Origin of the sequence: Nocardia sp. NPDC051052 (assembly GCF_044456045.1) — a bacterium.
Lineage (GTDB): Bacteria > Actinomycetota > Actinomycetes > Mycobacteriales > Mycobacteriaceae > Nocardia.
In genome coordinates this window covers 258,549-281,711 of the sequence record NZ_JBITFL010000004.1, presented here as the reverse complement: position 1 = coordinate 281,711, position 23,163 = coordinate 258,549, and the positions used below count along the sequence as shown (strand labels likewise).

The 23,163-nt window shown below is 68.0% G+C and carries 23 protein-coding genes; 10 read left to right on the top strand and 13 right to left on the bottom strand.

What is annotated here, in order from left to right; genetic code table 11:
* Nucleotides 1–123: 123 nt before the first annotated feature.
* Nucleotides 124–501, bottom strand: coding sequence for a nuclear transport factor 2 family protein (locus ACIBCN_RS15225; protein WP_396992154.1), 378 nt, complete (start codon nt 499–501; stop codon nt 124–126).
* A gap of 136 nt (nt 502–637) precedes the next feature.
* On the opposite strand from ACIBCN_RS15225, the gene ACIBCN_RS15220 reads away from it, so the two are divergent.
* Together ACIBCN_RS15220 and ACIBCN_RS15215 are read left to right on the top strand one after the other, a co-directional pair.
* Nucleotides 638–808: a DUF1737 domain-containing protein gene (locus tag ACIBCN_RS15220; protein WP_396992153.1), complete on the top strand. Its 171-nt coding sequence runs from the start codon at nt 638–640 to the stop codon at nt 806–808.
* A gap of 163 nt (nt 809–971) precedes the next feature.
* Complete coding sequence (locus ACIBCN_RS15215; RefSeq protein WP_396992152.1) at nt 972–2,396, top strand: short-chain fatty acyl-CoA regulator family protein; 1,425 nt, start codon at nt 972–974, stop codon at nt 2,394–2,396.
* 6 nt (nt 2,397–2,402) lie between these two features.
* Here the strand turns inward: ACIBCN_RS15215 and ACIBCN_RS15210 are convergent, their stop codons facing one another.
* The 3 genes from ACIBCN_RS15210 to ACIBCN_RS15200 all read right to left on the bottom strand — a co-directional run bounded on the left by ACIBCN_RS15210 (nt 2,403) and on the right by ACIBCN_RS15200 (nt 7,366).
* Nucleotides 2,403–3,341, bottom strand: a complete 939-nt coding sequence (locus ACIBCN_RS15210) for an LLM class flavin-dependent oxidoreductase (protein ID WP_396992151.1) — start codon at nt 3,339–3,341, stop codon at nt 2,403–2,405.
* 92 nt (nt 3,342–3,433) lie between these two features.
* Nucleotides 3,434–5,716 (bottom strand): ATP-dependent DNA helicase RecG, encoded by a 2,283-nt coding sequence (gene recG / locus ACIBCN_RS15205; RefSeq protein WP_396992150.1) that lies wholly within the window; start codon nt 5,714–5,716, stop codon nt 3,434–3,436.
* Complete coding sequence (locus ACIBCN_RS15200) at nt 5,717–7,366, bottom strand: DAK2 domain-containing protein (protein WP_396992568.1); 1,650 nt, start codon at nt 7,364–7,366, stop codon at nt 5,717–5,719.
* Between the two features lie 295 nt (nt 7,367–7,661).
* On the opposite strand from ACIBCN_RS15200, the gene rpmB reads away from it, so the two are divergent.
* From rpmB to ACIBCN_RS15185, 3 genes are all read left to right on the top strand, one after another.
* Nucleotides 7,662–7,853 carry a 50S ribosomal protein L28 gene (gene rpmB, locus ACIBCN_RS15195; RefSeq protein ID WP_011210730.1) on the top strand — a complete coding sequence of 64 codons (192 nt, stop codon included), beginning with the start codon at nt 7,662–7,664 and terminating at the stop codon, nt 7,851–7,853.
* A gap of 84 nt (nt 7,854–7,937) precedes the next feature.
* The gene (locus tag ACIBCN_RS15190) at nt 7,938–8,441 is read left to right on the top strand and encodes a GNAT family N-acetyltransferase (RefSeq protein ID WP_396992149.1); all 504 of its coding nucleotides are present in this window, start codon (nt 7,938–7,940) and stop codon (nt 8,439–8,441) included.
* Between the two features lie 63 nt (nt 8,442–8,504).
* The gene (locus tag ACIBCN_RS15185) at nt 8,505–9,284 is read left to right on the top strand and encodes an enoyl-CoA hydratase/isomerase family protein (RefSeq protein ID WP_396992148.1); all 780 of its coding nucleotides are present in this window, start codon (nt 8,505–8,507) and stop codon (nt 9,282–9,284) included.
* A gap of 1 nt (nt 9,285) precedes the next feature.
* Here ACIBCN_RS15185 and ACIBCN_RS15180 read toward each other — a convergent pair whose 3' ends face one another.
* From ACIBCN_RS15180 to ACIBCN_RS15165, 4 genes are all read right to left on the bottom strand, one after another.
* Nucleotides 9,286–10,149 carry an alpha/beta fold hydrolase gene (locus ACIBCN_RS15180; RefSeq protein ID WP_396992146.1) on the bottom strand — a complete coding sequence of 288 codons (864 nt, stop codon included), beginning with the start codon at nt 10,147–10,149 and terminating at the stop codon, nt 9,286–9,288.
* A gap of 61 nt (nt 10,150–10,210) precedes the next feature.
* Complete coding sequence (locus ACIBCN_RS15175; protein ID WP_396992145.1) at nt 10,211–10,489, bottom strand: hypothetical protein; 279 nt, start codon at nt 10,487–10,489, stop codon at nt 10,211–10,213.
* Nucleotides 10,490–10,542: 53 nt separating this feature from the next.
* The gene (locus ACIBCN_RS15170; protein ID WP_396992144.1) at nt 10,543–11,226 is read right to left on the bottom strand and encodes a uracil-DNA glycosylase; all 684 of its coding nucleotides are present in this window, start codon (nt 11,224–11,226) and stop codon (nt 10,543–10,545) included.
* Between the two features lie 11 nt (nt 11,227–11,237).
* Nucleotides 11,238–12,209, bottom strand: coding sequence for a thiamine-phosphate kinase (locus ACIBCN_RS15165; RefSeq protein WP_396992143.1), 972 nt, complete (start codon nt 12,207–12,209; stop codon nt 11,238–11,240).
* 175 nt (nt 12,210–12,384) lie between these two features.
* On the opposite strand from ACIBCN_RS15165, the gene ACIBCN_RS15160 reads away from it, so the two are divergent.
* Nucleotides 12,385–13,071: a DUF3515 domain-containing protein gene (locus ACIBCN_RS15160; RefSeq protein WP_396992142.1), complete on the top strand. Its 687-nt coding sequence runs from the start codon at nt 12,385–12,387 to the stop codon at nt 13,069–13,071.
* Between the two features lie 3 nt (nt 13,072–13,074).
* On the opposite strand, the gene ACIBCN_RS15155 is transcribed toward ACIBCN_RS15160, so the two are convergent.
* Both ACIBCN_RS15155 and ACIBCN_RS15150 read right to left on the bottom strand, forming a co-directional pair.
* Entirely contained in the window at nt 13,075–14,178 is a 1,104-nt protein-coding gene (locus ACIBCN_RS15155) for a D-alanine--D-alanine ligase family protein (protein ID WP_396992141.1), read from the bottom strand.
* A gap of 79 nt (nt 14,179–14,257) precedes the next feature.
* A complete protein-coding gene (locus ACIBCN_RS15150) occupies nt 14,258–15,253 on the bottom strand; it encodes an NAD(P)H-dependent glycerol-3-phosphate dehydrogenase (protein ID WP_396992140.1) in 996 nt (331 codons plus the stop codon).
* 31 nt (nt 15,254–15,284) lie between these two features.
* On the opposite strand from ACIBCN_RS15150, the gene cofC reads away from it, so the two are divergent.
* The 3 genes from cofC to ACIBCN_RS15135 all read left to right on the top strand — a co-directional run bounded on the left by cofC (nt 15,285) and on the right by ACIBCN_RS15135 (nt 19,247).
* Nucleotides 15,285–15,968, top strand: coding sequence for a 2-phospho-L-lactate guanylyltransferase (gene cofC, locus ACIBCN_RS15145; RefSeq protein WP_396992139.1), 684 nt, complete (start codon nt 15,285–15,287; stop codon nt 15,966–15,968).
* A gap of 160 nt (nt 15,969–16,128) precedes the next feature.
* The gene (locus ACIBCN_RS15140; RefSeq protein WP_396992138.1) at nt 16,129–18,288 is read left to right on the top strand and encodes an RNA degradosome polyphosphate kinase; all 2,160 of its coding nucleotides are present in this window, start codon (nt 16,129–16,131) and stop codon (nt 18,286–18,288) included.
* 20 nt (nt 18,289–18,308) lie between these two features.
* A complete protein-coding gene (locus ACIBCN_RS15135; protein ID WP_396992137.1) occupies nt 18,309–19,247 on the top strand; it encodes an NUDIX domain-containing protein in 939 nt (312 codons plus the stop codon).
* A 160-nt stretch (nt 19,248–19,407) separates the two neighbouring features.
* Here ACIBCN_RS15135 and ACIBCN_RS15130 read toward each other — a convergent pair whose 3' ends face one another.
* From ACIBCN_RS15130 to leuC, 3 genes are all read right to left on the bottom strand, one after another.
* A complete protein-coding gene (locus ACIBCN_RS15130) occupies nt 19,408–20,067 on the bottom strand; it encodes an HU family DNA-binding protein (protein ID WP_396992136.1) in 660 nt (219 codons plus the stop codon).
* 156 nt (nt 20,068–20,223) lie between these two features.
* Entirely contained in the window at nt 20,224–20,832 is a 609-nt protein-coding gene (gene leuD, locus ACIBCN_RS15125; RefSeq protein ID WP_150405484.1) for a 3-isopropylmalate dehydratase small subunit, read from the bottom strand.
* A 35-nt stretch (nt 20,833–20,867) separates the two neighbouring features.
* Nucleotides 20,868–22,289 (bottom strand): 3-isopropylmalate dehydratase large subunit, encoded by a 1,422-nt coding sequence (gene leuC / locus ACIBCN_RS15120; RefSeq protein WP_396992135.1) that lies wholly within the window; start codon nt 22,287–22,289, stop codon nt 20,868–20,870.
* Nucleotides 22,290–22,455: 166 nt separating this feature from the next.
* On the opposite strand from leuC, the gene ACIBCN_RS15115 reads away from it, so the two are divergent.
* Nucleotides 22,456–23,157, top strand: coding sequence for an IclR family transcriptional regulator (locus ACIBCN_RS15115; protein WP_396992134.1), 702 nt, complete (start codon nt 22,456–22,458; stop codon nt 23,155–23,157).
* Nucleotides 23,158–23,163 lie beyond the last annotated feature (6 nt).

Below are 23,163 nucleotides of genomic sequence, written 5' to 3'. Positions count from 1 at the left end.
CCATGCCAACCCCTCCTCGCACCTAGTGAAACCACTCCATGAATCGCCCCTATCCACCTTCGACGCGTGACGTGGCGGTTCGGTTCCGGCCAGGTGCCACGGATTTCCCGGGACTGGAGTCGGTCATCCTTCCAGGTTGAAGGCGCGGTTGATGGCGGCCATGTCGAAGTAGTCGCGCCAGGCGACGATGGCGCCGTCGGCTACCTCGAAGACGCCGGTGACCGGGAGCGGAATGGCCTTGCCCGCGGTGCGCAAGGTGTCGGTACGTTCGTTCATCACCACACTGCCGGAGGTGATCTGGTGGTGGATGTCGAAGTCGACGCCCTCGAAGGTGGTCAGGAAGCCGACGAGGAAGTCGCGGATGGCGGTGCGGCCGACCACCGGTTCCATCGGAATATTGTGATACACAGCGTCTTCGGCGAAGAAGGCGGCGATCCGGTCGGGGTCCGGGTCGGACCAGCTTCGGCACATATCGCGGACGAGTTCGTCGGGAGTCGGCATGGGCGGGGCTCACTTTCTGCTGCCGGGCGGGCGAACCGCGTTGTGCGCAACGCCCTCTCGATTGAACCAAGCAATTGCTCGGTTCGGAAGCCCTTGACCCGCAGCGACTGTCAGCGCCCCGCTCTAGGCTGGCAACATGGACGACCACCCTTTGCGTTACCGCCTGATCACCGGTGCCGATGACGCCTCTTTCTGTGAACGGATCAGCGGCCTGCTCGAGCAGGGCTACCGCCTGTACGGCTCCCCCGCGGTCACCTTCAACGGCTCCACAGTGATCGCCGCACAGGCGGTGATCCTGGACGACTGATAGCGAGCGCAGCGGATGCGTGTCTCCGCCACGCCCGCCCGATGTGGCTCTTCGCATGCTACGCAGCCGGGACATCGCGCAAAATACCTTGCAGCAGCATATTTCCAGGTAGAAGAACCTCGGAAATGCGATGATTGCGAAGACCCAGGACTACGATCTTTCCGTGCGGAAGATGTATGCGGGCGCTCGCTTACGGCGGTTGCGCGAGGAACGCAGACTCACCCAGGCGGCGCTCGCCAAGTCGCTTGATCTGTCACCTAGCTATCTCAACCAGCTGGAACGCGATCAGCGCCCGCTCACCATCCCGGTGCTGCTGAAACTCAACTCCACGTTCGACCTCGACGTCCAGTTCTTCGCCGCCGACTCGGACGCGCGCCTCGTGTCCGACCTGCACGAGGTGCTGATCGACGCCGCGGGCGGGCACACCGCGCCGCTCACCGAGGTGGAGGAGCTGGCGACCAGGCAGCCCGAGGTCGCCAGGATCGTCGTCGCGATGCATCGCAGGCTGCGCGCCGCCACCGACCAGCTCGATCTGCTCTCCGCCCGGGTGTCCGCGCCGACCGGCGCGCCGGGCATGCCCATGCCCTACGAGGACGTCCGAGACTTCTTCTACGACCATCACAATCACATCCCGCAGCTCGATATCGCCGCCGAGCAGCTGTTCGAGCAGTCCGGCCTGACCATCGGCTCGCTGGATCGCCAACTGGCCAGGGTGATCGAGGAACGCGCCGGGGTAACCGTGCTGGTCCGCGGCGACGGCGCGGATCCGGCCATCCCGAAACGGCAATACGATCCCGACAGCCGCACGCTGACCCTGGCCAGGCGACTCCGGCCGGGGCAGCGCGCCTTTCAGATCGCGACCACCCTGGCGTTCCTGCTGTACGGGACCGAGCTGGACGGCGTGCTCGCCGAAACACCCTCGCTCACCGGCGAATCCCGCACGCTGGCGCGGATCGGGCTGGCCAACTACTTCGCGGGCGCGCTGGTGCTGCCGTACGGGCGTTTTCTGCGTTCGGCCGAGGAATTGCACTACGACATCGACCTGCTCGGCCTGCGCTTCGAGGTCGGCTTCGAGACCATCTGTCACCGGTTGAGCACCCTGCAACGCCAGGGGCAGCGCGGAGTGCCGTTCTTCTTCGTCCGCACCGACCGCGCCGGCAATATCTCGAAACGCCAGTCCGCCACCGCGTTCCACTTCTCCAGGGTCGGCGGCAGCTGCCCGCTGTGGGTGGTGCACGAGGCGTTCGCGCATCCCGGCCGCATCCTGCCGCAGCTCGCGGAGATGCCGGACGGGCGGCGCTACCTGTGGATCGCGCGCACCGCGATGACCGCGCCGCACGGATTCGGCACCGCGACAAAGAACTTCGCGATCGGGCTCGGCTGCGACATCGAATACGCGGAGCGACTGGTGTATTCATCCGGGCTGCAGCTCGACGATCCGGCGACGGCGGTGCAGATCGGCGCGGGCTGCAAGGTCTGCGAGCGGCCGTCGTGCCCACAACGCGCCTTCCCGCACATCGGTAGCCCGCTCGCGGTCACCGAGAACACCAGCACCGACCTGCCTTATCCGCGCATCGGACGTCCGTAGCCCCGCTCAGGCTGTGACGCGTGATCGTAAGGCGGGCAGCAGTTTCTCGGCGACCAGGTCGAGCTGGCGGTGTACATCCAAAGATCCGAGACGCAGGATGAAGTGGGTCGCGCCCGCGTCCAGGTATCGGGTCAGCCAGTCCGCGCAGGCCTCGGCGGTGCCGCCGAAATAGGCTTGGATGGTGGACATTTCCGCCAGCGATCGGCGGTAGTACTGGCGTACATAGCCTTCCAGCTCGGTGCGCGCCCGCGCTGCGTCGGTGTCGAGCACGATCGTCGCGTACATCGCGGGGGTCACCGCGCGGGTCGCTTGCCGCTGGATCGTTTCCCAGGCACGGGCATACGCGGCCGGGTCCGGGAGGTACGGCAGCCAACCGTCGTAGTGACGAGCGACCCTGGCCAGCACCTTCGGGGTGTCACTCCCCGCTAACCAGAGCGGCGGGCCATCCGGCGTCGAGGTCGGCAGCGCCCGGGCCAGATCGTCTATCTGCCAATACTTTCCGGCGAAGCCGGGAGCGCCGGACCACGCCGCGCGCCAGATTCGCACCGTCTCGTCCAAGCGACCGACGCGTTCGTCGAACGGGACACCGATCGCGTCGAACTCGGCCCGACTCTCCGGCAGCGGAAATCCGGCGCCGAGACCGAGCATGAGCCTCCCGGGACCAAGCTGATCGACGGTCGCCGCCTGGTGCGCGCCGAGCAGTGGATGGCGCAACGTCGCGGTCCATGCCGCGGTACCCAGGCGAATACGGCCGGTCGCGGCCGCGACGGCCGCCAGCAGCGTCAGCGGATCGACCCTGGTGCGCGCCAGCGGCGAATCACCGGTCCACACCGAGTCGAATCCGGCGTCTTCGGCGACCTTCGCAAGACGCACCACCCCCGACGCGTCGTGCCGCCCGACCATCGCGGTTTCCCTGCTCGGCAACAGAATTCCGACCTCGATCACCCGTTGATCCTCGCGCGGGCGGTGAGTTGTGTCGATTACCCGGCAGGTAATCGACAAGCTCAGATCTTCTGACCCGATTGGCGGCCAGCCGGTTACGACTTGGCCAAATACTCCAGACGTTCGGAATCGACCGCGGCGTGCATCATGCTCGCCAAGCCGGGGTGTTTCTTCAGGCCGGGGTCGGCTTCGACCATCTCGCGGGCAAGTTCCTGTGCGGCGGTGATGACTTCGAGATCGTCGAGCAACGACAGCAGCTTCAGCGAGCGGGCGGTGCCGGACTGAGCCGCACCGAGCACGTCGCCCTCGCGGCGGGTGCGCAGGTCGAGCACGGCGAGTTCGAAGCCGTCGGTGGTGGCGGCGACCGCGTCCAGCCGCGCCATCGCCGAACCGTTGGGCGCCGAATCGGTGACCAGCAGGCACAAGCCGGGATGCTTGCCACGACCGATACGGCCACGCAGCTGATGCAGCTGGCTGACGCCGAAGCGGTCGGCGTCCACGATCACCATGACGGTCGCGTTCGGCACGTCCACGCCGACCTCGACGACGGTGGTACAGACGAGCACATCGACGGAGCCGTCGTTGAACGCGCGCATCACCTGGTCTTTTTCGTCCGCGGGCAGCCTGCCGTGCAGGAGACCGACGCGCAGCTCGGACAGCGGACCCGCGCTCAGCATCTCGAAGACGTCGAGCGCGGCCTGCGTTGTCGGGCCTTCCTTTTCGGGCTCGGCCGCCTTCGACTTGCCGTTGCGGGTCTTGCCGGCGGCCTCCTCGTCGTCACCGATGCGTGAGCACACCACGTAGGCCTGCCGACCGGCCTTGACCTCCTCGACAATGCGCTCCCAGGCCCGATCGACCCAGTTCGGATGCTGCCTGCGCGGCACGACCTTGGATGTGATCGGCGAACGCCCCCTCGGCAGTTCGGTGAGCGTCGAGGTCTCCAGGTCGCCGAGGGTGGTCATGGCGATGGTGCGCGGGATCGGCGTGGCGGTCATCACCAGCAGGTGCGGGCTGGTGCCCGCTTTCGCCTTGGCGCGCAAAGCATCTCGCTGCTCGACGCCGAACCGGTGCTGTTCGTCGACGACGACCATGCCGAGGTCGAAGAACTCGACGTTGTCCTGGATCAGCGCGTGCGTGCCGATCACGATGCCCGCCTCGCCGGTCATCGCCGCCAGCAGCGCGGCCTTCTTGGTCGCGGTCGACATCGAACCGGTGACCAGCACCACCTTGGTCGACTTGTCGCCCGCGCCGAGCTCACCGGCGTTGCCGAGATCGCCGAGCATCTTGCGCAGCGACCGAAAGTGCTGGGCGGCAAGAACTTCCGTCGGTGCGAGCAGCGCACACTGCTGACCCGCGTCGACGATCTGCAGCATCGCCTGCAACGCGACGATGGTCTTGCCGGAGCCGACCTCGCCCTGCAGCAGGCGGTGCATCGGATGCGTGCGCGACATGTCCGCGGAAATCTCCGAGATCACCTGCCGCTGGCCCGCGGTCAGTTCGAAGGGCAGGCGCTTCTCGAACTCGGCGGCGATGCCGTCCGGTCGCGGCGGGCACGAGCGCGCGGCCCGGCCGGACACCTCGTGGCGGCGTTCGGCGAGCACCAGCTGCAACGCCAGCGCCTCGTCGAAACGCAAACGCTGCTGGGCCTGCTCGATGTCGGCCTTGTGCTCCGGCAGGTGGATCAGGCGCAGCGCGTCGGAGATCTTCATCAGCGAACGGTCGTCCCTGATCGCGTCCGGCAGCGGATCATCGATCGGGTCCAGCTGATCGAGCACCTGGCGCACGCAGGCGAGCACGTCCCAGCTCTGCACCTTCGCGGTCGCCGGGTACACCGGGATGAACTCCCGCTCCATGAACGAGGTATCCACGCCCTCAGCGCCTTTCGCGCTTTGCGCGAGCCCGCGCAGAGCACCGCCGCCGCGCACGGTTTTCACCGCGCCGACCGTCTCGTCGTCGTTCTCGGGCAGGATCAGATAGCCCGGATGGTTCAGGTTCCACTGACCGGGCCGCCAGTAGTTGACGGTGCCCGACATCATCGCCCGAAGGCCTTCCCGGACAACGTATTTCACCTTGTCACCGTTGAAGAAGGTCACGTCGACGCCGCGGCCGCTGCCAGAACCGGTGTCCAGCACCACCTTCAGCAGCGAACCGCGCCGGTTGCGCATCGGCCGCAGCTCGGCCTTGGTGATCCGGCCGATCACGGTGATGTGCGTACCGTCTTCCGGCTCTTCCTCGGTGAGCGGCTGCCCCTGCGTCGCGTAGCGCAGCGGATAGTGCCGGAGCAGATCCTCCACCGTGTGCATGTCGAACGCGTCGACCAGCGAGCCCGCCGCCTTCACGCCGAGAATATGGTCGAGCCGATCACTCAGGGTCGCCATCTACTCCACTCCGATCTGCACCAGATCCCCGTGCTGCCCACCGGAATACACGGTGACCTCCACGCCGGGAAAGCCTTCGATGATGTGTGCGGCGAGTTCGCCGGCCAGGCCGTCCGGCGCCGCCGCACCCATCAGCAGCGTGACCAGTTCGCCGCCGAACGCGAGCATCCGGTCCAGCAGCGTGCGTCCGGCCGCGCGCACATCATGGTCGATCACTACGACATCCTGGCCGACCAGGCCGAGTCCGTCGCCCGCTTCGCAGGTGCCGACCATGGTGAGCGCCCGTTCCGGTGCGGCGCGCAGCGACCCCCACCGGGTGGTCGCGGCCGCTTCGGACATGGCGAAGGCGTCGTCGACGGCGATCCGGCCGCGATCGTGCACGGCCAGCGCCGCGAGCCCCTGCACCATGGATCCGCTCGGCAGCAGGAGCACGTCGCGGTGCACGTCACGGGCGGCGACACCGACGGCGACCAGGTCGTGCGCGGGTAACGCGCCGTTGGGCAGGACGAGCACCTCGCGGTTCGGCATGGCGCGGATCGCGGCGAGCAGGTCGGCGGCGGTCACCGCGCCGTCACCAGCGAGCACCACCGCGCCGGCGTCCTCGAACAGTTCGGCCGCACCGGCACCGGCCGCCACCGCCAGGATCCCGCGGTCGGCGGGTCCGTCGACTTCTTTAGCGGAGTCGATGGTGGTGTGCGTGACGAGATGACCGGAGCTCATGTCGTGCGGCGTCTCGCGTCCGGTGAGTGCGAAGCTCTCGATGCGGATCCCACTGAGCTTTCCGGCGGCGAGACCGGCTTCCACGGCGGCACCCGCGTCCGCGCAGTGCACGTGGGCGGACCAGCAGTGTGCGCCGTCGCCGACGACCACCACCGAGTCGCCGAGCTCGGTGAGGCGCGCGCGCAACCGCGCCAACTGGTCCTGGTCGGTGTCGGCGAGCAGGTACATCACCTCGTATTGCGGTGCTGCCGAGCTGGTTTCGCGATTGTCCTCGGCGAACCGCACGATGTCTGGGTCACGCGGGGTGTATTCCGGCCGGGCGGGGATCTCGCCGAAGGTGACCGCGACCAGGCTGTCCAGCAGCACCACCAGCCCGCGCGCACCCGCGTCGACGACCCCCGCCTCGCGCAGCACACCCAGCTGAGACGGTGTATCGCCGAGTGCCTTGGCGGCACCGTCGGCCGCCGCCAATGCCACCTCGGCGAGCGAGGTATCCGGACACGATGCCGCGCTGGCGGCCGCGCAGTCCAGGACAGTGAGGATGGTGCCCTCGATCGGCTCACTCAACGCCTCGCGGACCAGGACCGAGGCGCGGTTCAACCCATCGCGCAGCGTGGCGGCGGTGAGCGGCTCGCTCCGGACCGCCTCGGCGATGCCCCGCAGCACCTGCGACAGGATGATGCCGGAGTTGCCGCGCGCGCCGCTGGTCGCGCCCCGCGCCAGCGCGGCGGCGACGTCGTGCGCCGACAATGCCGCCACCGGACCACGCGCCGCCGCGGCGTCCATCGCCGCGCGCATCGTGGCGAGCAGGTTGGTGCCGGTATCGGCGTCCGGGATGGGGAAGACATTGAGTGCGTTGATCTCCTCGCGCCGGTTCGCCAAACCGTCGAGGCAGGCTCGGCCCCAGCGCAGCAGCGCCGTGCCGTCCATCACATCCCGCACTCCGGGCACCGTCACCCCTTTGATCGTCGCCACCTGCACCGCCCGCAAGGTTAGCGGGCGCGGCCGACATACTGGTGGTACCCGCCTCGGGTGCCAGTAAGGTCCGCGGCGCACCCGGTTTGGTGGATCGGGGGCGGTCCAGCTACCCTTGCAGGGTTGCCTCGCGTGGCCGTTGCCGGTTTGCGCTGGCCGATGTCTGTCGGCAGGGGTACGCCAAACATTGTTTCCGGACATGTTGCCCGCGGGCGACGGTCCTCCACATGACATGAAGGAGTTCGCGACTATGGCTGCCGTCTGCGACGTCTGCGCCAAGGGCCCCGGCTTCGGGAAGTCGGTCTCGCACTCGCACCGGCGCACCAACCGTCGCTGGAACCCGAACATCCAGACCGTTCGCGCCCAGGTTGCGCCGGGTAACACCCGTCGCATGAACGTGTGCACCTCCTGCCTCAAGGCGGGCAAGGTCGTCCGCGGCTGATTCGCCACGGCTGACCTGTACGAGACCGACGCACGCCCCGGCACCCTCACGGGTGGTCCGGGGCGTAGTCATCGATAGGCAAGAATGACCGAGCCCGACTGGCGCATCGCTCCGCTCGCGGCCGAGCACGCCTACCCCCTCGCCGAATGCCACATCGCCTGCTGGCGGGAGGCCTACCGCGAGCTGGTTCCCGCGCACGTACTGGACGCCTTCGACGTCGAGCAGCGAGCCGAGCAATGGGAGCGCAACCGGGTCAAGTACCCCGGACGCACCTGGGTGGCGCTGGCCGGTACCCAAGTCGTCGGCTTCGCCAGCGCGGGCGAGACGCACGACGATCCACCGGTGCCCGCCCATCAGCTCTACGCACTGTACGTTCGTTCGCCGTGGTACGGCACCGGCCTCGCGCACGAACTGCTGCACGCGGCGCTCGATCCATCGAAGCCGTACTCGCTGTGGGTATTCGAGCAGAACCCGCGCGCGCTGGCCTTCTACCGCAAACACGGTTTCGCACCGGACGGCACGAGCAGAGTCGAGGCCTTCTCGCCTTCGATCGAAGTCAGAATGGTGCGCGCGCCCGGCGCGGTGTGACGAAACAGGGGCCACCGCGCATCCGTCCGAGCCGTACATATCCACCCGCTAAGGTGCTTGATCATGACCTCCACCGAGCAAGCCGGGTACGTGACCTCCGTCGACGGCGTCCTGCAGATCACCATCGCGACCGCCGCCAACGGCACGTCCATGGACTTCGGCGGGATCGTCGCGGGCACCGCCGCGCTGCGCTCGCTCGGCTCCGAGGTCGGCGCGGTGCTGCTGACCGGCACCGGCGCGAACTTCTGTGCGGGCGGCAATGTGCGCGGCTTCGCGGCCGCGGCCGATCGGGCCGCCCACATCTACGGCCTGGCAACGGATCTGCACCACTTCGTCCGCGCGCTCGACGCGACGACGGTCCCGGTCGTGGCCGGCGTCCAGGGCTGGGCGGCGGGCGCCGGGATGAGCCTGGTCTGCGCCGCCGACATCGCACTCGGCGGGCCGAGCACCAAGCTGCGCCCGGCCTACCCCGGCATCGGCCTCAGCCCCGACGGCGGCATGTCCTGGACGCTGCCGCGCATCGTCGGACTCGGCCGGGCCCGCGAAATCCTGCTCACCGACGCGGTGGTGGACGCCGACGAGGCGGTGCGGCTCGGCATCCTCAGCAGGCTGGTCGCCGACGACGAAGTACAGTCCGCGGCGCTGAACCTGGCCCGAACCCTCGCCGCCGGACCACGTTCCACCTATGCGAGCATCAAAGGCCTACTGGCACAGTCCGCTTCGACGGCGCTCGGCGATCAGCTCGACCGCGAACGCGACGCGATCGCGGCCGCGGCCAACGGTGCGACCGGTCGCGAGGGCGTCGACGCTTTCGTCGAGAAGCGCAAGCCGAACTACGCGTAGCTCACTGATTGGTCTGCAAGACGAACTTCGCGACCGCGTCGGTGAAGGAGTCGTTGTCGTCACCGGCCGCGGTGTGGGCCGCACCGCCGATCTCGACCAGCTGCATGTGCGGCACCAACTCCTGAAACGCCGCGGCGCCTTCGGAACTCACCACGTCCGACTGCAAGCCGCGCACCAGCAGGACCGGGATCGTCAGCTTGCGCGCCGCGGCCTCCAGCTGATCGGTCATCTCGGAGGCGTCCTCGACCCTGCCGGACAGCATGTCCGGGTCCCAGTGCCAGTACCAGCGGCCGTCCCGCTCGCGCAGGTTGCGTAGCAGGCCGTCGGTGTTCTTCGGACGCGGCCGGTGCGGCAGGTATTCGGCGACGGCGTCGGCCACCTGCTCGAGGCTGTCGAATCCGTCGCGGTGCTTGCCGAGGAAGTCGATCACCCGCGCGACACCGGCCTTTTCCGGCCGGGTGACGATATCGACGAGCACCAGCGCGCTGATCGCCTCGCCGCCGGGGACGGCGGTGGCGAGCAGGCCGGTGATGCCGCCCATGCTCGCCCCGACCACGACGGCGGGCGCACCGAGCTGTTCGAGCACTAGTAGCAGGTCGCGCACCATGGTGTCGCGGCGGTAGTCGCCGTCCTCGGACCACGCGCTGTCGCCGTGCCCGCGCGCGTCCAGCGTGACCACGCGCATGCCCGCGGCGCCGAGCTTCGCGCCGGTCTGCTTCCACGAGTGCCTGGTCTGCCCGCCGCCGTGCAGGAAGACGACGAGCGGACCGTCGACCGGGCCGAACTGGTCGGCGGCCAGCTCGAGCCCACCCGAGCCGCGCAACCGCAATGGCGCAGGCTCGAGAAGATTGTTCGCATTACTCACAAACCGAGGATCGCATAGAACCGGTTACGGTTCGCAGCCGAGCCTCCCGAACGGGCTCAGCTCAGCAGTCCCACTTGCCGGAGGCGCTGAGGGTGCGCTGCAGCAGGCAGGCCACCTTGGCGTTGACCGAGGAGGAGATGGTGGAGGAGCCGTTGGAGGTGAATTCCTCACCGATCTGCGTCGACGAGGTACCGGCGGCCGGTGCCGAGGTGGTGTCGGTGGCCTGCTCCAGCGGCAGCCCCGAGGCATTCGCGGTCGCGGCGCCACCCGCGAGGGCGGCACAGAGGGCCAGGGTGGCGGTGGTGCCGCGCAGTACGCCGCGAACGGTGGTGTTGGGCATGGAAAAGCTCCTCACTCGAAATCAATCTAGAAAAATCACACACAGACACCGGCTCAGGGCAGGCGCCAGTCAACGGGTTCGGCACCCAGCTCGTCGAGCAGTTCGTTCACTCGGGAAAACGGGCGGGAACCGAAGAAGCCGCGCGACGCCGACAGCGGCGAGGGATGCGCGGATTCGATATAGGGGATCTCGGCCTCGACCAGAGTCGGCTTGAGGGTGGCCGCGTCGCGGCCCCAGAGGATCGCGACCAGTGGCTCGTCCCGCGCGACCAGCGCGCGAATGGCCTGCTCGGTCACCGCCTCCCAGCCCTTGCCGCGATGCGAGGCGGGCTGGCCGGGCGCCACGGTGAGCACCCTGTTCAGCATCAGCACGCCCTGATCCGACCAGGGGCTCAGGTCGCCGCAGGACGGTGTCGGGTGGCCGAGATCCTTGGTGTATTCGGCGAAGATGTTCGCCAGGCTGCGCGGAACCGGCGAAACATTGGGCGCGACAGAGAAACTCAGGCCCATCGCGTGACCCGGGGTCGGATACGGGTCCTGGCCGACGACAAGCACCCGCACCGCGTCGAAGGGGCGCTGGAAGGCGCGTAGCACGTTCTCACCGGCCGGTAGATACCCGCGGCCCGCCGCGTTCTCTTCGCGCAGGAACTCGCCCATGGCGGAAATCCGTTCCGCCACCGACTCGAGTGCCTTCGCCCATCCCGGATCCATAATTTCCGACAGTGGTTTCGCGCCCATGACCGCACAACTTATCGTGGTTCGCTCGCGACCGCCGAGTCCGCCCCACCGAACGATTCCCACCCGGCGCTGCCCGACCGCGCCGCGCCGTCGACCGTGACGCCGTGACCGGCGGACACGCGGCCGATCGGCAGCCAGCCTGCGGGCAGGTCACACTCGGCCGACCAGGTGCCGACGAACGCGTGATCCTCGCCGCCGGTCAGAATCCATTGCGCCGCATCGGCATCCATACGAGCGGCGACGCGCTCGAGTGATTGGTGATGCAATACGGACAAATCGAGATCAATAGCGACACCGGATAATTCGGCGATATGGCCGAGGTCCGCTAATAGCCCGTCGGATACATCGGTGAGTGCGTTCAGTCCCGTCTCGGTGTGCTCATTCAGCACCGCCGAATACGGCGGTTGCGGGACCCGGTGCGCGGCAAGCGCTTCGGCGAACTCGTCGGATTCGGCGCCCGCGGTCAGGATCGCGAGGCCCGCGGCCGACCAGCCGAGGCGGCCCGCGACGGCAACCGTGTCTCCCACGCGCGCACCGGCTCTCGTGATGGCCGGGCGGCCACGCAGGTCGCCGAACGCGGTGACCGAGATGACGAGGTCGCGGCTGCGGACCAGATCGCCACCCGCGATGGAGGCACCGGCCCGGGTCGCCTCGGCCCACATTCCGTCGGTGAGACCGTCGATCACCTCCAGCGCGGTGTCGGCCGGGCAGCCGAGTGCCACCACGAACGCGCTCGGCCACGCGCCCATCGCGACCACGTCGGCCGCGTTCTGCGCGATCGCCTTGCGGCCGATGTCCTCGGGACTCGACCAGTCGAGGCGGAAATGCCGGTCCTGCACGAGCATGTCGGTGGTGACCACGAACCGGCCGTCGGGCGCGGCGACCAGGGCGGCGTCGTCGCCGGGGCCGAGCAGCACGCCCGGCGCCTGGACCCGATCGCGGTTGATCCGCTCGATCAGCGCGAACTCCCCCAGTTCACGCACCGTCCTTGGTCCCGTGTGCTCGCTGATGACCGGTCCTCTCAGACGCGCTGCTGGCTGGAATCGACCCGAAGGTACCCTTTTCAGGGCAATCGACTGCTACCGGGCCGGTCACGGCACCGCCGCGCTTGCGCGGCCGCCGACCGCCCGATCGGCGCAACAGGAAGGATCGGTGAGCATGGCGGCGGAATCGTCGGACCACGATTCGGCGAAGGACACGACGGGACAGGTCGCCGAGGCGGCGAGCAGCACGCCCGGGGACAGTCCGTCGGACACCGAATCCGCTACCTCGGACACCGACACCGCGGCGAGCGGCACCGGCTCTGCCGCTCGCCAGCACTCCCCAGCGCTCATCGCGACCGCCGTGGCCTTGCCGGTCGCGCTCGTCGTCGCCGTGCTGGTGATCGCGATCTTCGCCCGCAACGCCCCGGTCGAACGCGAACCGCTGGTCCTCGGCCCGGTCCCGGCCCCCGCCGCGGACGGCCCGGCCTGCACCAACCTGCTCCCCGCGCTGCCGACCGAACTCGGCGAGTACACCAAATCCACCCTGGTGGAACCCTCCCCACCGGCGACCCGCGCCTGGCAGCACGCCGACGGCGGCGACCCGATCGTGCTGCGCTGCGGCCTGGACCGCCCGCTCGAGTTCAACCGCGCCTCGGCCCTGCAGATCGTGAACGGCGTCCAGTGGTTCGAGGCCCGCGACCAAGCCGCCAAGGCGAGCACCTGGTTCGCCGTCGACCGCGAGACCTACATCGCGCTGACCGTTCCCGACGGCTCCGGCCCCACCCCGCTCCAGGCGGTCTCCGACACCATCACCGCGAACCTGCCCGCCAAGCCGCTCGACCCGGGCCCGCTGCCCAACTGAGACCTAGCGAAGACCGGTGCCGCGCGCGAGCGCCGTGTCGATCAAGATGGACACCAGGTCCCGATAGTCGATGCCGGTGGCTTCCCACATCCGCGGGTACTGGGAGATCGGCGTGAAGCCGGGCATGGTGTTGATCTCGTTGATCACCGGGCCGTCGGCGGTGATGAAGAAGTCGACGCGGGCCAGGCCCTGACAGTCCAGCGCGCGGAACGCCCGGACCGCGAGTTCCCGGACATTGTCGGAGACGTCGTCGTCCAGCTTCGCGGGCACATCGAATTCGCAGACGTCGTCGAGGTATTTGGTCTCGAAGTCGTAGAACTCCGGGTTCGCGGCGGCGGAGCCTTCCTCCGGCATCCGAATCTCCGACAGCACACTGGCTTCCACTCGACCGTCCGGGAATTCCAGTACGCCGCACTCGACTTCGCGGCCGACGATGCCCGCCTCGACGATCACCTTCGGGTCGTGCGCACGGGCGGTGGCGATGGCCGCGTCCAATGCGGCCCAGTCGTCGACCTTCGTGATCCCGATCGACGATCCCCCGCGCGCGGGCTTCACGAACGCGGGCAGCCCGAGCCTGGTCCGGTCCGCCTCGCTCACCGTCGCGGTGCCGGGCCGCAACACCACCTGCTGACCGACCGGCAAGCCTTCGGCCGCAAGGAGTTTCTTGGTGAACTCCTTGTCCATGCCCGCCGCGCTGGCAAGCACGCCCGCGCCGACGTAAGGCACACCGGCGAGTTCCAACATGCCCTGCAGGGTGCCGTCCTCACCAAAGGGTCCGTGCAGCAGCGGGAACACCACATCGACCGAACCGAGGGCGGCGCCGGGATCGTCGAGTGCGACAAGCGCACCCGAACCGCCCGGCCCGGCGGTCAGGGTCAACGCGGTGCCGGTGCCGTCCACCGACGGCAAGGTGCGATCGCGGAAACCGAGGGCGGCGATGTTGGAATCGGCCAGCACCCAGGCTCCTTCGGCGCTGATGCCGATCGGCACCACGTCGTACTTCGCCGGATCCAGGTTCGGCAGCACGCTGCCCGCCGACACGCAGGAGACGGCGTGCTCATTGCTCCGCCCGCCGAAAACCACAGCCACCCGGATCCGCTTCGTCATGCCCCGAACCGTACCCGTCGCGGCGCATGGTCCCCACCGCTACCCAGTGGCGTAACTGCGGCGCGTGTCCGGTCGGCGACTACTCCGGCTTGATCCGTCGGCCGAGCAGATTGCCGACGGCTTCGCGGACGGCCATGCCCTCGTGGCACACCTGGTTCACGGCGGTGGTGAGCGGCATGTCGACATCGTGTTCGACGGCCAGCGCGCGAATGGACGTGCACGACTTCACGCCCTCGGCGACCTGTCCGTGCGTCGCCTCCTGCGCGGTCTCCATCGAGCCGCCCGCGCCGAGCGCGTGTCCGAAGGAGCGGTTGCGCGACAGCGGCGAGGTGCAGGTGGCGACCAGGTCGCCCACGCCGGCCAGGCCGGAGAGGGTGGCCGGTTCGGCGCCGAGTGCCACGCCGAGCCGGATGATCTCCGCGAGGCCGCGGGTGATGATGCTGGCGACGGTGTTGTCGCCCAACCCCATTCCGGAGGCGATGCCGCAGGCGAGGGCGATCACGTTCTTACAGGCGCCGCCGACCTCGCAGCCCACCACATCCGTATTCGTGTAAGGCCGGAAGTATCCGGTGGCGCTGGCGTGCTGCAGCGCCACCGCTCGTTCGGCATCGGAGCAGGCGATCACGGTGGCCGCGGGCTGACCGACGGCGATCTCGCGCGCCAGATTCGGACCGGACAGCACCGCGATTCGACTCTCGTCGGCCCCGGTGACCTCGCCGATCACCTGACTCATCCGCAGCAGCGAGCCGTTTTCGATGCCCTTGGCCAGGCTGAGCAGCGACGCGTCCGGCGCGATCAGCCCCTTCCATTCCACGAGGTTCGCGCGCAACGACTGGGACGGCACCGCGAGCACCACGATGTCGGCGCCATCGAGCGCGACGGCGGGGTCGTGGGTGGCCGCCAGCGGGGGCAGCGGAATATCGGTGAGGTAAGAGGGATTGCGATGTTGGGTGTGCAGTATCTCGGCGACTTCGGGTCGTCGCGCCCAGATGGTGACCTCGGTTCCCGCCTCCGCCAACACCTTCGCGAACGCGGTCCCCCATGATCCCGCGCCCATTACTGCCGCCCTCGTCATCTGCCCAATATGCCATGGAAGGATTGGACGCATGCGCCCGCACGCTGTGCATGCCGTGATCGCGGTGAAGAGCCTCGATCAGGCGAAGAGCCGACTGGCCGACCGGCTGCGCCCGGAACACCGGGCCCGGCTGGTCCTTGCCATGCTCGCCGACACCTTGACCGCCACCGCGGCCGTCCCCGGGATCGTCTCGGTCACCGTGGTCACGCCGGATCCGGTGGTCGCCGACCTGGCCCTGTCGATGGGCGCCGCGGCGCATCCCGAGCCACGCCCGGCCGGCCTGGACGGGCTGAATACCGCGTTGGCCGACGCCGCGGCCGGGTTGCGGCGTCAGTACGGAGCGGTCGATCTGCTCGCCCTGCAAGCCGACCTGCCCGCGTTGCGCGCGGCGGAACTCGCCGACGTGCTGACGATCGCGCCGCGCGGCCTGCGCTCGATCGTGGTCGATCACGCGGGCACCGGCACGGCCGCGCTACTTGTCCGCGACCCCGTCGCCGACCTCGAGCCGCGGTTCGGTCCCGGCTCGGCGGGCAAACACATGGCCGCGGGTGCGATCGACCTGATCGGTGATTGGCCCGGTTTACGGCTGGATGTCGACACGGCCGACGACCTGGACCTGGCCATTGAGCTCGGCGCGGGCGGTGCGACCAGCGTGGCCCTGCACGACATCGGCTGGCCGGATCGCGTTCACCAGCCGGTTCGCCGAGTGTGCTAGGAGATCGCCAGAGTGCGGTGATCCTCATGTCAATCATAGTGTCGGGCTCCACCGCACCCCGTTCGTAGGGGATGATCGTTGGCGTGAGTGAGCGAAGCGAACTATCCAACTGCCAGCGCGCACCGCGCGTGTCGGTGCCGAGCCCCAGCGAGGTAACGGCATGAGCGATACGGAAACCGTCAAGCAGCAGTTGCTTCCTACGCCGCCACCCGCGGCGACACCGGTGCAGACCGATACCACGGTCGAGCAGTTGCCACGTGATCGCTACCTCAACCGCGAGTTGAGCTGGCTCGATTTCAACGCCCGGGTACTCGCCCTGGCCGAGGACGCGTCGCTGTCCCTGCTGGAGCGCGCCAAATTCCTGGCCATCTTCGCGTCGAATCTCGACGAGTTCTACATGGTGCGGGTCGCCGGCCTCAAGCGCCGCGCCGAGACCGGTCTGCTGGTGCGTTCCGCGGACGGCCGCTCGCCCGGCGAGCAGCTGGAACTGATCGCCGCCCGCGCGCAGGAGATCGCCGACCGCCACGCGCGGGTCTTCCTCGACGACGTGCTGCCCGCACTCACCGCGGAGGGCATCGCGATCATCGACTGGACCGATCTGAACGACGATGAGCGCCAACGCCTCTCGGGCCACTTCCAGGATCAGGTGTTCCCGGTGCTCACCCCGCTCGCGGTGGATCCGGCGCACCCGTTCCCCTACATCAGCGGCCTGAGCCTGAATCTCGCGGTGACGGTGAAGGATTCCGCCACCGGCGGCGAGCACTTCGCGCGAGTCAAGGTGCCGGACAACGTCGATCGGTTCGTCCGGGTGCGCCGCACCGACGCCGGCTCGACCATCGCCGCCTTCCTGCCGATGGAGGAACTGATCGCGGCGCACCTCGATCTGCTGTTCCCCGGCATGGAAGTGGTTGAGCAGCACTCGTTCCGGATCACCCGCAACGCCGACTTCGAGGTCGACGAGGACCGCGACGAGGATCTGCTGCAGGCGCTGGAGCGCGAACTCGCGCGCCGCCGCTTCGGATCGCCGGTGCGGCTGGAAGTCTCCGACGACATGACCGAGCACATGCTCGAATTGCTGTTGCGCGAACTCGATGTCGACCCCGGCGATGTCATCCAGGTGCCCGGCCTGCTCGACCTGTCCTGCCTGTGGCAGGTGTACGGGGTGGACCGGCCCAATCTCAAAGACACGCCCTATGTGCCCGCCACCCCGCCCGCGTTCGGCGAGCGAGAGACCCCGCGCAACGTGTTCGCGGCGCTGCGCGAGGGCGACGTGCTGGTGCACCACCCCTACGACTCGTTCTCCACCAGCGTGCAGCGGTTCATCGAACAGGCCGCCGCCGACCCGCAGGTGCTCGCCATCAAGCAGACGCTCTACCGCACCTCCGGCGACTCACCGATCGTCAACGCGCTCATCGACGCGGCCGAGGCGGGCAAGCAGGTTGTCGCGCTGGTCGAGATCAAGGCGCGGTTCGACGAGCAGGCCAACATCAAATGGGCTCGCGCGCTGGAGCAGGCGGGCGTGCACGTGGTCTACGGCCTCATCGGCCTCAAGACGCACTGCAAGACCTGCCTGGTGGTGCGCCGCGAGGGCGCGACCATCCGCCGCTACTGCCACATCGGCACCGGCAACTACAACCCGAAGACCGCGCGGCTCTACGAGGACGTCGGATTGCTCACCGCCGCACCGGAAATCGGCGCGGACCTGACCGACCTGTTCAATTCGCTGACCGGTTACTCACGAAAAGAGAACTACCGCAACCTGCTTGTCGCGCCGCACGGGGTGCGCGCGGGCATCATCGAGCGGATCCAGCGCGAGACCGAACTGGCGGCGCAGGGCAAGGACGCCCGAATCCGGTTGAAGGCCAATGCGATCGTCGACGAGGAGATCATCGACGCGCTGTACCGGGCCTCGCTGGCCGGAGTCCCGGTGCAGATCGTGGTGCGCGGCATCTGCGGACTGCGCCCCGGTGTGCCCGGCATGAGCGAGAACATCGAAGTGCGCTCGATCCTCGGCCGCTTCCTCGAGCACTCGCGGGTGATGCACTTCCAGGCGCAGGATCAGTACTGGATCGGCAGCGCCGACATGATGCACCGCAATCTCGACCGGCGCGTGGAAGTGATGGCACAGGTGAAGGATCCGCGGCTGACCGAACAGCTCCGGCAGGTCTTCGACTCCGCGTTGCATCCCGACACCCGTTGCTGGGTACTCACCGCAGAGGGCAACTGGCTGGCCCGGCCCGAGCACGCGGGCGACGACGACGTCAAAGTGCGTGACCACCAAGAGTTCTTGATGCGCATGCGGAGGCCCGAACAGCAGTGAGTGGTGCTACGGGGTACGAGATGGAAGGGGGACCCTTCTGGGATCCCCGTATTACCGCCAATATTCACGCCGCGGGCGCGGTGGTGTGGCGGCGGGCGACGAACGGCGCGCTGGAGATCGCCGTCGTGCATCGCCCCAAGTACCAGGATTGGTCGCTGCCCAAGGGCAAGCTCGATCCCGGCGAGACACCCGTGCTCGCCGCGGTCCGTGAGGTCCGCGAGGAGACCGGGCTCGACTGCAAGCTCGGCCGCTACCTCGGCCACGTCACCTATCCCGTTCCGGGACACCGCAAGCTGAAGCGGGTCGACTACTGGGCAGCCGAGGTGGCGGGCGGCGAGTTCACCTCGAATGACGAAGTGGACGTGCTGAATTGGTACTCGCTGGATCGGGTGATGGAGCAGCTGTCCTACCCGATGGATCGGCAGGTGCTGCGCGCGTTCACCCGGCTGCCCGCGAACACCCGCACCATGCTGCTGGTGCGGCACGCGAAAGCTGGTCGGCGAGACCGCTTCTCCGGTCCCGATCCGCTGCGCCCACTGGATCGGTCCGGGCAGGCCCAAGCACGGGCCCTGGTGTCGAATCTGCTGGCGTTCGGGGCATCTGAGATCTACTCCGCCGATCCGGTGCGCTGCGTGCAGACGGTGACGCCGCTAGCCGAGAAGCTCGGTACCGAGATCATCCTCGAGCCGTTGCTTTCCGAAAGCGGTTATGCCGCAGCGCAGGACGAGACCAGGCAGCGGATCCTCGCCCTGGTACCGGATACCGAGGCGCCCGTTGTGTGCAGTCAGGGCAAGGTGATTCCCGATCTGCTGCAGTGGTGGGCCGAGCGCGACGGCATCACGCTGCCGTCCGCGCGCAACCGCAAGGGCAGTGTGTGGGTGCTGTCCTTCGTCGACGGCAGGCTGGTCGCGGCGGACCATCTGGACCGGTCGCTGAACGCCGACTTCGTGAAGTCCTGACCGGTCGATCGGAAAAACCGAATATCAGTGCTCTGAAAGATGGGCCTAGACAAGCGAAACGGCCCCGGAAGCTTGCTTCCGGGGCCGTGTTCGATCGGTACAGCGGATGATTCGGCCTTACGGCCGGTCATCCGGCGCCAATACCGTACTGGCGCAGTATCTAGCGGCGGCCGCGAGCGGGAGCCTTCTTGGCAGCCGACTTCTTGGCCGGAGCCTTCTTGGCGACCGTCTTCTTGGCGGCGGTCTTCTTGGCGACCGTCTTCTTGGCGGCGGTGACCTTCTTGGCCGGAGCCTTCTTCACCGCGGTCTTCTTGGCGACCGTCTTCTTGGCGGGCGCCTTGACCGCAGTCGTCTTGCGAGCAGCGGTCTTTGCGGGCGCCTTCTTGGCAGCCTTCTTCGCCGTGGTCTTGGCCGGGCCCTTCGTGGGGGTGGCCTTCTTGGCGGCGGTCTTCTTCGCTGCCGTCTTCTTGGCGGCCGCCTTCTTCGCTGCCACCGGGGCATTCACGCCGCGCTTGACGGCGGGACCGCTCTGGGCGAGCTTCTGCTTACCCGCGATCACGGCCTTGAACTGAGCACCCGGACGGAACGCGGGCACCGAAGTGGGCTTCACCTTGACGGTTTCGCCGGTGCGCGGGTTCCTGGCGACTCGCGCCGCACGCTTGCGCTGTTCGAACACACCGAATCCGGTGATGGTGACGCTCTGCCCCTTGTGCACCGCGCGCACGATGGTGTCGACCACATGCTCGACTGCCGCGGTGGCCGTGCGCCTATCAGTACCCAACTTTTCGGTCAGAACGTCGATCAGTTCCGCCTTGTTCATTGAATCCTCCGCAGACTAATGGCCCGTCGTCGGACCGACTAGGTACCACGGTAAACCCACAATGGGCAAGAGTCTATGTGCCACGCCAAAATTCATGTGGTTTAGCACACGTCCAGCTATCGGCCCCGGTGCCATCCAGCTAACACCCAAGGGTGTTTAGGACTGCGAAATACGTGCTGGGAGGGTAGTGGGTTTCCATGCTGGCCTTGCGTTTTCGAACTCGGCGATGGTGTCACTGCGGCGCAGCGTGAGCCCGATGTCGTCCAATCCTTCGAGCAGACGCCACCGTGTGTAGTCATCAATATCGAACGGCAACACGGCGGTTCCGGCGGTCACGGTGCGCGCCTCGAGGTCCACAACCAATTCGAGTCCGGGCTGTTCCTCGAGCAACTTCCAGAGCATTTCGACATCGTTCTGTGACATCTGAGCCGCCAACAGGCCGCCCTTACCGGCATTGCCACGGAAGATGTCGGCGAAGCGGGACGAGATCACCACCCGAAAGCCGTAGTCCGACAGCGCCCAAACGGCGTGCTCACGAGAGGATCCCGTGCCGAAATCGGGACCCGCTACCAGCACACTGCCCCGGTTGTACGGCTCGTTGTTCAGAATGAAGTCCGAATCGTTACGCCACGCGGCGAACAGTCCGTCCTCGAATCCCGTGCGGGTCACCCGCTTCAGGTACACAGCCGGGATGATCTGATCGGTATCGACATTGGAACGGCGGAACGGCACGCCGATCCCCTTGTGCACGGTGAAGGCTTCCATTGATTCTCCTGAGTCGGTAAGGGTATCGCGTCCGGTCAGTCCAGATCCGCAGGTGAGGACAGGGTTCCGCGCACCGCGGTCGCGGCGGCGACGAGCGGCGAAACCAGGTGCGTGCGGCCACCTTTGCCCTGTCGGCCCTCGAAGTTACGGTTCGACGTCGATGCGCAGCGCTGGCCCGGCTCGAGCTGATCCGGATTCATTCCCAGGCACATTGAGCAGCCCGCCTGCCGCCATTCGGCGCCCGCCGCGGTGAAAATCTCACCCAGTCCTTCTAATTCGGCCTGCGCGCGCACCCGCATAGACCCCGGTACAACCAACATTCGCACTGTATCGGCGACCCGTCGTCCTTTTAATACCTCGGCGACCGCACGCAAATCTTCGATGCGCCCGTTGGTGCACGAACCGACGAATACCGTGTCGACCGCCACCTCGCGCAGCGGCGTGCCCGGCGCCAAATCCATGTACCGCAGCGCTTTCGCCGCCGACTCACGTGCCGTCTCGTCCGCGATCTGGGCGGGGTCTGGCACCGATTCGCCAAGGGGAGCACCCTGTCCCGGGTTGGTACCCCAGGTGACGAACGGGGTGAGCTCGGCGGCGTCGATGTGCACCTCGGCGTCGAAAGTCGCGCCGTCGTCGGTCTTCAGCGCCTCCCAGGCGGCCACTGCTGCCGTCCAGTCGGCCCCCTGCGGGGCGTGCGGGCGTCCTTCGAGGAATTCATAGGTTGTTTCGTCCGGGGCGATCATGCCCGCCCTGGCGCCCGCCTCGATGGACATGTTGCAGATGGTCATTCGCGCTTCCATCGACATGGCGCGAATCGCCTCGCCGCGGTACTCCAGCACGTAGCCCTGGCCGCCGCCGGTGCCGATTTTCGCGATGACAGCCAGGATCAGGTCCTTGCTCGTCACACCGGGCGCCAACCTGCCGTCCACGGTGATCGCCATCGTCTTGAACGGGCGCAGCGAGAGTGTCTGAGTGGCAAGGACATGCTCGACCTCAGAGGTGCCGATGCCCATCGCCAGCGCGCCGAACGCGCCGTGCGTCGAGGTGTGACTGTCCCCGCACACCACCGTCATGCCCGGCTGGGTGAGGCCGAGCTGCGGGCCGACGACGTGCACGATGCCCTGGTCCAGATCGCCCATCGGGTGCAGGCGCACACCGAATTCCGCGCAGTTATGGCGCAGGGTGTCCACCTGGGTGCGCGAAACCGGGTCCGCGATCGGCTTATCGATGTCGATGGTCGGGACGTTGTGGTCCTCGGTCGCGATGGTCAGATCGGGCCGCCGCACCGGCCTGCCCGCCGCGCGCAGGCCGTCGAAGGCCTGCGGGCTGGTCACCTCGTGCACGAGATGCAGGTCGATGTAGATCAGGTCGGGCTCGCGCCCGACGCCCTCACCCGAACCGTGGGTCACGACGTGCTGCTCCCACACCTTTTCGGCCATGGTGCGCGGCTGTGCCATTTCTCGATCACCTTTCGACAAGCATCCGGTCGCGCTCCGGGCTGGGCGCGCGGCGGCGGCTGCACAAGTTTTCGGATATGTGCGAGGTCGGATGCCTCGTAGGAGATGCGACACCGCGCTGACCGCAGAGTAGATTTCCCAACATCCGAGACGCTAGTATCGTTCTATGAGACAGCATAGCGGCATCGGCGTCCTCGACAAAGCCGTGGCGGTGTTGTACGCCGTCGCCGAGCACCCCTGCGGTCTCAACGAGCTGTGCGCCCGCACCGGCCTGCCCCGCGCCACCGCGCATCGCCTGGCCGTCGGCCTGGAAGTGCATCGATTATTGGCCCGCGACAACACCGGAATGTGGCGCCCGGGCCCTGCCCTCGCCGAGCTCGCCGCCGGGGCCACCGATCCGCTCCTGGAAGCCGCGTCGGCCGTGCTGCCCCGATTGCGCGAGATCACCGGCGAAAGCGTCCAGCTGTATCGCCTGGACGGCAATGCGCGGATCTGTGTCGCCGCCCTGGAACCGCCCGTCGGACTGCGCGACACCGTGCCCGTCGGCGCCCGACTGCCACTCACTGCGGGCTCCGCCGCCAAGGTCCTGCTCGCCTGGGCCGACGCCGACCTGCAGCGCATCATCCTCGCCGACGCCGTCTTCGGCGAACGCGCACTCACCGAGGTCCGCAAGCGCGGCTGGGCGCAAAGCGCCGCCGAACGCGCGTCCGGTGTGGCCAGCGTCTCCGCCCCCGTGCGTGACGCCGGCGGCACCGTCATCGCCGCCGTCTCGGTATCCGGCCCGATCGACCGCATGGGCCGCCGCCCCGGCGCGCGCTGGGCCGCCGACCTGGTCGCCGCCGCGGAAGCACTACACAAGCGTCTGTAACACGTT